Raw genomic sequence first — 12,235 nt, 5'->3', positions numbered from 1 at the left:
TCATTTTGACTGACGGGCGTTTTTTCCGACAGCAGTTCAGCCGCTTATATTGAAATCAAATCTCGAACGTACCCGTTGCCACGCGGACCGCGTGGCCACCGATGCGGGCGCGGGCGATTTCGCTGTCCTTGATGTCCATACGCAGGTGGATGTGGGAAGGCCGTTCCATCTCTACGCCCTGTTCTATCAGCAGCGGATAGTGGCCGTCGGTCAGGCCGTCGAAATGATGGATGGCGCCGGAAAGGGCGGCGACGGCAGCGCCGGTGGCGGGGTCTTCCGAAATCCCCATTTCCGGGGAGAACATCCGGGCGTGGAACTTCGCCGCGTGATTGACGCCGCCACGACAGTAGATATAGGCCGCCGTCAGGCGTCCCTCGACCAGCGGTGCGGTGCGCAGCCACAGACCGGCGTCGAAATCCATATCGCTGATAGCGGTGATGTTGTGCAGCGGCACGAGCAGAAACGGCACGCCTGCCGTCCAGATCGACGGTACGTGATTTTCAAAGCCGAGATGGCCTTCGCTGACGCCCAGCGCATCGGCAAGTGCCGTATGATCGAGCGGCAGGGTGACGCGGGACGATTTGCGCGGCAGATCAAATTCGGCGAAGCTGACCGCGCCGGTCCTCATCCTGACCGCGCAGCGCACCGGCCCCACCTTTTCCTCCAGCACGCAGACCATGTCGATATCGCCGTCGCTGTCCTTGCGATTGCGCTCTGCAATCGCAATCGCTGCGCCAACAGTCGGGTGGCCCGCGAAAGGCAGTTCGCTGGATGGCGTGAAGATGCGGAGCGAAGCCGCATGGGCAGGATTACCGGAGCGGCTGACGAAAACGGTCTCGGAGAGGTTCATTTCCCTGGCGATCGCCTGCATCGCCTCCTGGTCGAGACCGTCCGCATCATACATGACAGCGAGCGGATTTCCCGCCAATTTGGTCTCGGTAAAGACATCGTAGATATTGTAATTCAGCACCACGCCCGTCTCCTGCCATTCGTCATTCCGCCTGGTTCGGGCAAATTGCCTTACGCCGCCGCGCATCGCAACCCTTGTCGGAGGCCGGAAACCAAGAAGCTGTGGACCGCGCCGGGGCAAACGCATCGGAAGGGAACACCTGCCCGCCCGAAAGGCCTTGTCGCGAACCGCCGTCTTCATGTACCAAGGATGCATCTTGTGGCTTGCGATCGACCGTTTTTATCGACGTTTTAAGATTGTGAGCCACTTCAACAGGTTACAGCATCCTTCGCAGGCCGCTTCCGGTTTGCGTCGTTGCCGAGGGAAGCGGATGTCGCATTCTAACTGTTCACTGTCCTTCGTCGCCTCCACAACTGACGAGGCGCAGAGGGCGCTGGAAGAGCTGAAAGGCGCTTACGGCAACACACCCTTCCACGAAGCGGATGTGATCGTGGCGCTCGGCGGCGACGGCTTCATGCTGCAAATTCTCAACGAGACGATGAATTCCGGCAAGCGGGTTTATGGCATGAACCGGGGATCGGTCGGTTTTCTGATGAACGACTACCGGGTGGACGGCCTGATCGAGCGCATCGCCGTGGCGACCGGCAATGATTTTCATCCCCTGCGCATGACGACGACGGATTCCGACGGCGACGAGTTTACGGCACTCGCCATGAACGAGGTCAGCCTGTTCCGGCAATCGCATCAGGCGGCCAAGCTTCGCGTCGAAGTGGACGGCAAGGTGCGGCTGGAAGAGCTGATCTGCGATGGCATGATGGTGGCGACACCGGCGGGGTCGACAGCCTATAATTTCTCGGCCCATGGACCGATCCTTCCGCTGGAATCGCCGCTTCTGGCGCTCACCCCCGTCAGCGCCTTCCGGCCGCGCCGCTGGCGCGGTGCGCTCTTGCCGAACAAGGTGACGGTGGACATTCACGTTCTGGAGCGGGATAAACGCCCGGTAAACGCGGTGGCCGACCATACGGAGGTGAAATCCGTGCGGCATGTGCGGATTGCGCAATCACAGGACAGGACGGCCAGAATTCTCTCGGATCCGGACCGCTCGTGGTCGGACCGGGTTCTCGCCGAACAATTCAACAATTGACGCCAACCGCTGACGATGGCCATGCACCTGAAAACTCCTCTCCTCGCTGCCCTCATTTTCGCAACCGCTGCTGTGCTTCCCGTGCGCGCCCAGACGGAGGCGATCGACGCGCTGCCGGTTTCGGCGATCTTCGTTGTCAGCAGCGGCATGTGGGAAGAGCAGAATTTGGAGCCTGTGGCAGGCACTGACGGTCAGCTGCGGCCGCCGCCGGCGACGCCTACACGCGGCTATTACAAGGTGGTTGCGATCCGCCAGGGCGATGGCACCGCGAGAGTCTACCTACAGCGCATCGCATTTGCCGCCAACGGACCGAACCTTCTCGAAAACATCGAGCTGGAAGAATTCAGCCAGATGAAATCCTACGTCACGGATATTCGCCCAGAAAGCTCGAACGGCGCACCCGCCTCGCCCGGCCTGTTCGTAACGGTCTATCTGAAAACGGACCCGGTGGCCAAGGAAGCGGAAAGCTGGACGATCCTGATCGACGAGCTTGGTGAAATGAAAATCGAGAAAGCCTCGAACTGAGAGCAAGTCCGGTTAGACGGGATCGTTCGACATGCTCTATCGTTTTGTTTTTCGCGTGTTCCGGACGTAAGACCGCTGCGCACTTTTACTGGAAATGCTCTACGTATCAAGCTCGTGTGGCCCGGCCAGAACCGCGCCGAAATGATGTTTCCATAATCTGGCGCCGAGTTCGCCGCTGCGGTCGAGGCTGGAGCCGATTGTCAGCCACGGCAGAAGCGTGGGATGAAGCCCCGCATCGAACAAAGCAAAACCGGCCGCCAGCACGCAGGTGTCGGCCTGAATGCCGCAGACCAGCACCCTTTCGAGCTTCAGAGATAGAAGGTGATCGATCGCCTCTTTTGGCGGTGCGTAACCATGCTTGATGAAAATTCGGTCCGCCGGAACCAGCGAGCAGTCGTCCCTGCCCGGTTTCCAGCCCAATTGCCGTTCGAAAGGCGTCACGTTTTCATCGTGGCGCTCGACGGTGGCGATGCTCGGCATGGTCGCGGCCAGCGCAGATATATCCGCCACCAGCGACGCCGGCGGGTTGAAGCTCGGCTGGACGTCGATGATAAAAAGCGCCTGTTTCACGCATGTCCTCCAGAGTACGTCCTGTTTAAACGGTACCGTCTGACGTGCTCTACCTCTTTATTTCCAAGCATTTTCCGGACTAAACCCGCTACGCACTTTTACTGGAAATGCGCCAACGAAAAACCCCTCGCAATTATCTTGCGAGGGGCGATCTTTTCCAATCGACGCATTGCAGCGTCTTAATCGATATCCGCCACGTCCACGTCTGCGCCGCCGCTGATGCGGTGCGCGAGAGCCGCTTCCATGAACTCGTTCAGATCACCGTCGAGCACGTTGCCGGGTGCGGTGCTTTCCACGCCGGTACGCAGGTCCTTGATCAACTGATAGGGTTGCAGGACGTAGGAACGGATCTGGTGGCCCCAGCCGATATCGGTCTTGGAAGCAGCCTGGGCGTTTGCCGCATCTTCACGTTTTTGCAGCTCCACCTCATAGAGACGGGCGCGCAGCATGTCCCACGCCTTGGCGCGGTTCTTGTGCTGGGAACGCTCCTGCTGGCAGGCCACGGCAATACCGGTCGGTATGTGGGTGATGCGCACGGCCGAGTCGGTGGTGTTGACGTGCTGGCCGCCCGCGCCCGAGGATCGATAGGTATCGATACGGCAATCGCTCTCGTTGATGTCGATCTGGATCGAATCGTCGACGACAGGGTAAACCCAGACGGAAGAGAACGATGTGTGGCGACGCGCATTGCTGTCATAGGGCGAAATGCGAACGAGGCGGTGCACGCCCGATTCCGTCTTCAGCCAGCCGAAAGCATTGTGGCCCTTGACGAGGATCGTCGCGGACTTGATGCCGGCCTCTTCGCCGTCGTGAACTTCCAGCACTTCGACCTTGAAACCTTCGCGGTCGGCCCAGCGGGTATACATGCGAAGCAGCATGTTGGCCCAGTCCTGGCTTTCCGTGCCGCCAGCGCCGGAGTGCACTTCGAGATAGCTGTCGTTGCCGTCGGCCTCACCGGAGAGCATGGCTTCCACCTGACGGCGGTTCGCCTCGCTCTTCAGCGCCTTCAGCGCGTCCTCGGCGTCCTTGACGATTTCGTCGTCGCCTTCCATCTCGCCTAGTTCGATCAGCTCGATATTGTCCTTGAGCTGCTGCTCGAGCGCCCTGACGCCGCCGATGCTGTCATCCAGCTGCTGGCGTTCGCGCATCAGTTTCTGGGCCTCGGCGGCATCGTTCCAGAGGGTCGGATCCTCTGCCTTGTTGTTCAACCAGTCCAGTCGTCTTATCGCCTGGTCCCAGTCAAAGATGCCTCCTCAGCAGGCTTACGGCCTGCTTGATTTCGTCGACTACGTTCACAATTTCATTGCGCATTTCGCTGGTTCTTCGCCTTCATTGAAACTGGTTGCTCAAATAAATGCGGGGGGCGCGGATGTAAAGACCCGCGCCCCCCGCCAAGCATAAGACTGGTATCAATAAAGACCGCCGCCACCGCCGGTGATGGCCTGCTGGGCCTGCGGCGAGGTCTTCAGAATATCGTCCTGCGACATATAGCCTTCCGCGCCGATCACCGAGAAGCTGTCGGCCGGGCCGGTGCCGGGCTTGAAGGCTTCCATGATGGTGTCCGGCTGGCCTTCCGCCGCCGCCATGCCGGTCTTGCGGTTGACGGCGATGAACTTCATGCCCTCCGGCACGATGAACTTGCTCGGTTGCAGGTGCTTGGCCGCATCGGCGATGAACTCGCCGAAGATCGGCGCCGACAACGAGCCGCCGGTGCCGCCGCGACCGAGCGGTGCGGGCGAATCGAAGCCGATATAAAGACCGGCAACCATGTCCGGCGTGTAACCGACGAACCAGGCGTCCTTTTCATCGTTGGTGGTGCCCGTCTTGCCGGCAACCGGCAGATCGACCTTGATCTTGCCTGCCGCCGTGCCGCGCTGCACGACACCTTCCAGCATGGAGGTCGTCTGGTAAGCGGTCATCGGGTCGAGAACCTGCTCGCGATTGTCGACGATGACAGGCTCGTCCTGATTTTGCCAGCTCGTCGCGTTGCAGCCCTCGCAAGCTCGCTCCTCATGCCGGAAGATCGTCTTGCCGTAACGGTCCTGGATGCGGTCGATCAGCGTCGGCTTGATCTGCTTGCCGCCATTGGCGATGACCGAATAGGCCGAGACCATGCGCATGATGGTGGTTTCACCGGAACCGAGCGACATTGCGAGAAGCGGCGGCATCTTGTCGTAGATGCCGAAGCGTTCGGCATATTCCGCCACCAGGTTCATGCCCATGTCCTGCGCCAGACGCACGGTCATGAGGTTACGGGATTTTTCGATGCCGAGACGCAGGGTCGAGGGACCGGCGGAACCCCCGCCGTAATTCTGCGGTTTCCAGACCTGACCGCCGGAAACCACCTCGATGGGCGCATCGAGAATGACCGATGCCGGCGTATAGCCGTTGTCGAGCGCGGCCGCATAGATGAACGGCTTGAACGAGGAACCCGGCTGACGCATTGCCTGCGTGGCGCGGTTGAATTCCGATTGCGCATAGGAGAAGCCGCCGACCATGGCCAGAACGCGGCCGGTATGCGGGTCCATCACCATCATGCCGCCCTGCACCGTGGGGGGCTGGCGCAGGCGATATTCGCTGCCGGTATTGGAAAGCGGCTGCGCATAAACGACATCACCCGCCGCCAGAACGCCGACCGGCGACTTGGAGGTCGGCTTTTTGCCAGTCGCATCGCGATAGGCCCAGCGCATGTTTTCAGCCGAGATATGGCCCCGCGTGCGCTTGTCGCCATCTTCGGTATCGGGATCGACCTGCACGCCGATATCGACGCCGTCGGCCGCAACGGCGAGAACCACGGCGACCTTCCATTCGGGAACATCGCGCAGGCCTTTGACCTTGGCGAGCGCCGCCGTCCAGTCGCCAGTCGTCTCGATCTTTTCGATGGGTCCGCGGAAACCGCGACGCTCGTCATATTGCACGAGACCATCCTGAAGCGCCTTGCGGGCCTCCATCTGAATCTGCGGATCGAAAGAGGTGCGGACCGAAAGCCCGCCTTCGAGAAGCGCTTCCTCTCCGTATTTTTCAACGATCTGACGGCGGACTTCCTCGGCGAAATAGTCGGACGCGAAGATATGCGCGCCACCGCGGCGCAGATTGACGCCGAGCGGCTGCTTTTTGGCGTCCTCGGCATCGGCGACGGTGATGTAGCCGTTCTCGGCCATGCGGTCGATCACCCAGTTGCGACGCTCCAGCGCCGCCTTCTCGCGGCGGATCGGATGATAATTGGCCGGGCCTTTCGGCAGAGATGCAAGATACGCGGTCTCCGCGATCGTCAGTTCCGTCACCGATTTGTTGAAATAGGTGAGCGCCGCACCGGCGATGCCGTAGGAATTCAGGCCGAAAAAGATCTCGTTGAGATAAAGCTCGAGAATCTTGTCCTTGGAATAGGTCTGCTCGATACGGAAGGAAAGAAGCGCTTCCTTCAGCTTGCGGTCAATGGTCTGGTCATTGGTCAGAAGAAAGTTCTTCGCCACCTGCTGGGTGATGGTCGATGCGCCAACCGGGCGACGACCGGAGCCGAGATTCTGGATATTGACGAGAACGGCGCGGCCGAGACCCCAGATGTCGACCCCGGGGTGGTTGTAGAAATTCTTGTCTTCCGCCGAAAGGAAAGCCGCCTTGACCCGGTCCGGAATAGCCTGGATCGGCAGGAACAGGCGTTTCTCATGGGCGTACTCCGCCATCAGCGCACCGTTGCCGGCGTGCACGCGGGTCGTTACAGGCGGTTCATACGTGCTCAGAACTGCGTAATCCGGCAGGTCCTTCGTCACGCCGTGCAAATAAATCGCACCGGCGGCGGCGGCGCACAGGAAGAGCACGCTGGCCAAGCCGAAAAAATATCCAATCAGTCTGATCATACCAAGCTACCGATAATTCGAATCGTAACCATCAACGCCCGACGAAGTACGGGCGCATCCTTGCATATCGCGTGCCGTTTTGCACACCATACCTTCGATGACAAGCCGGAACGGCAGCATTCGCTGATATGTTACCACGCCGCCAGCCCATGATGGCGCTCGGCTGCGTTGTGGATCCCCACAGAATCCGCTTCCCGAGTAACGCGGCGAATGTGAGTAAAATAGGGCTTCATGTCCTTTATCCTCCGCAAGGCCCAAGAATTGAACAGCTTTTTCGGCTGCCAGCGGTGCTGCGGCAACAGGACCGCCGCTCCGCCGCCAGGCGTCTCAGCCGCCGTTCGCCATGGCCTTGGCGCGGTATCGTCCGACCGCAGTTGCCAGCGTATCGGCGACCTTCCTGCGCCATTCCGCATCGAGAAGCAGTTTCTCGTCTTCCGGATTGGACAGGAAACCGAGTTCCAGCAGTACCGACGGCACATCATGGGCGCGCAGCACCATGAAACCGGCGTAACGATGCGGATTGTTGATGAGACCGACCTGTCCCTCGAAGGAGGAAACGATGTTTTCGGCCAGCGTCACCGAAAAGGCCTGCGTTTCGCGGCGGGTGAAATCGAGGAGAATATCCGCCACTTCCGGCGGCTCGCTGGAGGCCGCCACGCCGGCGATCTGGTCGGACTTGTTTTCGCGCTCCGCCAGTTCCTGCGCCCTGCGGTCCGAGGCCCGGTCGGACAATGTATAGACGGTCGCGCCACGGATGCCCTTCTGCTTGAGGGTGTCGGCATGCAATGAGATGAACAGGTTGGCGTTATTCTGCCGGGCGATCGTCACCCGCTCGGACAAAGCGAGAAACGTATCCGAATCGCGGGTCAGGAACGCCTTGATGCCGGGCTCCCTGTTCATCCGCTCCACAAGCTCCTTCGCAAAGGTCAGCGTGATGACCTTTTCCTCCGTGCCTGTCACGCCGCCGGAGGCGCCGGCGTCGATGCCGCCATGGCCGGCATCGATCGCGATGACAAATTCGGTCGAACGCGATGTCTTGTCGTCGGGCGCGATCGCGGCGGTGGAGACAGGGGCTGGCGCCCGCCATTGCTGCTCCTTCACCAACTCGGCGAATTTGGCCTTGGTGGTGATCTCCGCATCCAGCGTGAACCGGAAAGCTGCGCCGTCTTCGCCCTTTTTGGTTTCGGCAACAGCGACCTGCACCGGCTTTTTCGCCGTCAGCACGATACGGGCGCTGTTTTGCCCCATGCTGCCGAAGCGGATATCCGAAAAAAGGCCGGTCGGCGCCAGATCGGCTGCGGGGAAGGCGAAATTCACCGCCGGGAAATCCACGACGATGCGGGCTGGCGAATCGAGATAGTGAATGTCGAACTCCGGCTCCTCGGCAAAATCGAGAACGATGCGCGTGCGCGCCTCGTCGCCGACAATGCGCGCCTGATGGGCGACGAGCGGCTCCTGGGCGACTGCCTGCTGAACGTATGAGACAGTTGCGGCAACCGAAAAGACGGCTGGCAAGACAAGGGCAACCGCGAGCCGCGCGATTCGCGCGCCAAGCGGCCCTGCCCCACCGAATATCGCTGCGCTGCGCGTGAAATTCATGGTCTTCAAGAAATTCCGTATTTCAGTCATTTTCGACAAATGAGGCGGAAAAGTGCCGGGAACAGCACCTTTTCAATCACGCAGGACGATTGTTTGCGCGTTTGCGCCCCACAATCGCAGGCGTTGGTGAACCAATTATTAACCCGGAGATTCCACCAATAATATGGCATATTTAGCCAGCCTATTGCTATTATGACAGAGAAAACATACAACAAGGATGAGGGTTAAAAGTGTTGACGGGATAGATGCCCGCCGGCTGCCAATCGAAAAAGACGCTGGCGCTGCAAAACGGGCAATCATCTGCCGTCGTTACATTTATCCTGAAACTGGATCAATTCCGGCCGTGGCCGGAGACCTACCCGGTGGCGTTGCCACCGCTGCTCTGAGGAGAGCAAATTCATCGGATCCCAAGGGGTCTATATATTATTGTCGTTCCGCCTGGCCAATGATGTCGCAGCAGTTTTCACATGAACCGGATACCAGGAGCAGGCCAAGCGCCTCGCCGTCGGTCCGGATGCTGCCAGTTTACAGAGGCCCGGCTGGAGACTTCATTTCCGGCACATCCTTGCACTCATATGAAAGGCTCGTCCGTGTGGCGGGCCTGTTCTCGTATAAAACAAGGCTGCGCCGAGGAGCACAGCTTACATGGCAGACAAAATGCTTATCGACGCCTCCCACGAAGAGGAGACACGCGTAGTCGTTGTCCGTGGGAACCGGATCGAAGAATTCGATTTCGAATCGGAGCACAAGAAACAGATCCGCGGCAACATCTACCTTGCCAAGGTCACGAGGGTTGAACCCTCTCTTCAGGCGGCCTTCGTTGACTACGGTGGAAATCGCCACGGTTTTCTCGCTTTTGCGGAAATTCACCCGGATTATTACCAGATTCCGCTCGCCGACCGTCAGGCCCTCTTGAAGGCGGAAGCTGAGGATCATCGCCGCAGCGACGACTTCGAATCGGCTGACGCCCCCGAGCCCGGCGCACCGGCATTTGATCTGTCGCAGGCGGACCAGCCCGATGTCGGCATCGTTGCCCCGACTGAAACCGCGAAGGTCGTGGTCGCGGAAGAAACCGCCGCCATCGCCGAAGAAGCCTCCGGAGACGTAGCGGCTGAAGCCGTCGAGGCTGTTGCGGAAGAAGCGCCCAAAAAGCGTGCCCGCCGCCCCCGCGCCAAGAAGAAGGTAGCTGAGGAAGAAGCCGTTTCCGAGACCACTGAGGCCTCTTCCGAAGAAGATGGCAGCACGGGCGGCGAAATGGCCGCCATGGTCGATACCGATACGATTTCCGAGGAAGTCGACGGTCTTCGCCGTGGCAATGACGATGATGACGACGACGATGATGACGATCATCACGAAAAGGAAGTGATCGAATCCGTCGGCGCCGAAGACGCCATGGAAGAGGTTCCCGATCGCGTTGCGCGCAAGCCGCGCAAGCAGTACCGCATTCAGGAAGTCATCAAGCGTCGCCAGATCCTTCTGGTGCAGGTTGCCAAGGAAGAACGCGGCAACAAGGGTGCGGCACTCACCACCTATCTGTCGCTCGCCGGACGTTATTCCGTGCTGATGCCGAACACGGCGCGCGGCGGTGGCATTTCCCGCAAGATCACCCAGCCGACCGACCGCAAGCGCCTGAAGGAAATCGCGCGCGATCTGGAAGTTCCGCAGGGCATGGGCGTCATTCTGCGTACCGCAGGCGCCAACCGTACCCGCGTCGAGATCAAGCGCGACTTCGAATATCTGATGCGCCTGTGGGAAAACGTCCGCACGCTGACGCTGAATTCCACGGCCCCCTGCCTCGTTTACGAGGAAGGCTCGCTCATCAAGCGTTCGATCCGCGATCTCTATAACAAGGATATCAGCGAGATCATCGTTTCGGGCGAAGAAGGCTATCGTGAAGCGAAAGACTTCATGAAGATGCTGATGCCGAGCCACGCCAAGGTGGTTCAGCCTTACCGCGACATTCATCCGATCTTCTCGCGCTCCGGCATCGAAGCCCAGCTCGACCGCATGCTGCAGCCGCAGGTGACGCTGAAATCGGGCGGTTATCTCATCATCAACCAGACCGAGGCTCTGGTTTCCATCGACGTGAACTCGGGCCGTTCGACCCGTGAGCATTCCATCGAGGAAACGGCGCTGACGACCAACGTCGAGGCTGCCGAAGAAGTGGCGCGCCAGCTGCGTCTGCGCGACCTTGCCGGTCTCGTCGTCATCGACTTCATCGACATGGAAGAAAAGCGCAACAACCGCACCGTCGAGAAGAAGCTCAAAGATTGCCTGAAAAACGACCGGGCGCGCATCCAGGTCGGCCGTATCTCGCATTTCGGCCTGCTGGAAATGTCGCGCCAGCGCATTCGCGCTTCGGTGCTGGAATCGACCACGCAGGTCTGCCAGCATTGCGGCGGCACGGGCCATGTCCGCTCCGAATCCTCCGTCGCGCTGCATGTTCTGCGCGGCATCGAGGAATATCTGCTGCGCAACACGACCCACAACATCACGGTGCGCAGCACGCCGGAAACGGCGCTCTACCTGCTCAACCACAAGCGCGGCACGATTGTCGATTATGAAGGCCGCTTCGGTGTGTCGATCATCATCGCCGCCGATGCCAGCGTCGGTGCGCAGCATTTCGCCATCGATCGCGGCGAAGCCGTCGAAAATCCGGTGAAGATCGAGAGCCTTATCCAGATGCTTCCGAGCTTCGTGGAAGAGGAAGACGACTTCATCATCGAGGCGGAAGAGGATGAAGACGAGGAAGAAATCGTCAAGGTGCAGGCCGGCGAACCGCGCCAGCAGCAGCCGCAGGGCGACAATGGTGAAGACGGCAAGCGCAAGCGCAAGCGTCGTCGTCGCCGTCGTGGCAAGGGCGGACAAAACGACCAGAACGGTGCAGTCGATGCCCAGGCTGGTGACGACACGGACGCTGATGATGCGGACGACGAAGATGGTGTCGAAACCGATGCGGACGACGCCGATGAAAACGGCGTGAACGAAGCTGCAACCACCGACGAAGATGGCAAGCGCAAGCGCCGTCGTCGCGGCAAGCGTGGCGGCCGCCGCAACCGTGCGGAAGACGAGGCTCTCGAGGCCGCAGGCTCCGATAGCGACGACGAAGGCACCGAAGGCGAAAGCGAAGAGGTTTCCGCCGCAGTAGCCGCAGCACCTGTAACCGAAGAACCTGCCGCCGCCGAAGTGGTGGAAGGCGTGGTTGCCGAAGTTGTGGAAGAGGAAGCCCCGAAGAAGCCGCGCCGCACCCGCAAGGCGAAGACCAAGACCGACGAAGCGCCCAAGGCTGAAGTAGTGGAGGCCCCCAAGGCTGAAGTGGAAGCCAAGGTCGTTGAAACGGTCGAGCCGGTGATCGTTGCGCCAGCAGTCGTTGCGCCAACCGTCGTCGATGTCGCCATCGAGGAAGTGGGCGAAGCCTCCGCCGATCTGGGTCCGGACGCCGAAGCACCCGCAGCGGAAGAAAAGGCCCGCGCGAACCGGGGCAGCAATGTCTCGAATTCGGAGCCGGTAGTGACCTCGTCTGGCGCGCCTGCCAATCCTGACGGCGACGAGCCGAAGCCGCGCAAGGGCGGCTGGTGGCAGCGCAAGGGCTTCTTCTGATAGAACGCACTGAAACAAAAAACGCCCGCA

Annotated in this window: 8 protein-coding genes; 3 read left to right on the top strand and 5 right to left on the bottom strand. The window is 60.2% G+C overall.

Going from position 1 to position 12,235, the window contains the following annotated elements:
• Positions 1-55: 55 nt before the first annotated feature.
• Entirely contained in the window at positions 56-973 is a 918-nt protein-coding gene (locus QSK43_RS11145; RefSeq protein ID WP_332303492.1) for a PhzF family phenazine biosynthesis protein, read from the bottom strand.
• A gap of 307 nt (positions 974-1,280) precedes the next feature.
• Between QSK43_RS11145 and QSK43_RS11140 the strand changes: the two genes are divergently transcribed.
• Positions 1,281-2,054, top strand: coding sequence for an NAD kinase (locus QSK43_RS11140; protein WP_045018586.1), 774 nt, complete (start codon positions 1,281-1,283; stop codon positions 2,052-2,054).
• Between the two features lie 21 nt (positions 2,055-2,075).
• Entirely contained in the window at positions 2,076-2,579 is a 504-nt protein-coding gene (locus QSK43_RS11135; protein WP_045018814.1) for a hypothetical protein, read from the top strand.
• A gap of 99 nt (positions 2,580-2,678) precedes the next feature.
• Here the strand turns inward: QSK43_RS11135 and QSK43_RS11130 are convergent, their stop codons facing one another.
• From QSK43_RS11130 to QSK43_RS11115, 4 genes are all read right to left on the bottom strand, one after another.
• Complete coding sequence (locus QSK43_RS11130) at positions 2,679-3,149, bottom strand: cysteine hydrolase family protein (protein WP_332303491.1); 471 nt, start codon at positions 3,147-3,149, stop codon at positions 2,679-2,681.
• Between the two features lie 179 nt (positions 3,150-3,328).
• A protein-coding gene (prfB, locus tag QSK43_RS11125; RefSeq protein ID WP_332303490.1) for a peptide chain release factor 2 occupies positions 3,329-4,460 on the bottom strand; the annotation gives its coding sequence in 2 pieces (ribosomal slippage) (positions 3,329-4,390 and positions 4,392-4,460; 1,131 coding nt in all).
• A gap of 98 nt (positions 4,461-4,558) precedes the next feature.
• Positions 4,559-7,006, bottom strand: coding sequence for a penicillin-binding protein 1A (locus tag QSK43_RS11120; RefSeq protein WP_332303489.1), 2,448 nt, complete (start codon positions 7,004-7,006; stop codon positions 4,559-4,561).
• 327 nt (positions 7,007-7,333) lie between these two features.
• Complete coding sequence (locus QSK43_RS11115; RefSeq protein WP_332303488.1) at positions 7,334-8,605, bottom strand: N-acetylmuramoyl-L-alanine amidase; 1,272 nt, start codon at positions 8,603-8,605, stop codon at positions 7,334-7,336.
• Between the two features lie 645 nt (positions 8,606-9,250).
• Here QSK43_RS11115 and QSK43_RS11110 point away from each other — a divergent pair.
• A complete protein-coding gene (locus QSK43_RS11110; RefSeq protein ID WP_332303487.1) occupies positions 9,251-12,205 on the top strand; it encodes an Rne/Rng family ribonuclease in 2,955 nt (984 codons plus the stop codon).
• Positions 12,206-12,235: the final 30 nt, after the last annotated feature.

Origin of the sequence: Rhizobium sp. GR12, assembly GCF_036596185.1 — a bacterium.
Classification (GTDB): domain Bacteria; phylum Pseudomonadota; class Alphaproteobacteria; order Rhizobiales; family Rhizobiaceae; genus Agrobacterium; species Agrobacterium nepotum.
Note: the sequence above shows the minus strand (reverse complement) of the source record. Positions and strands in the feature narration are given on the sequence as shown.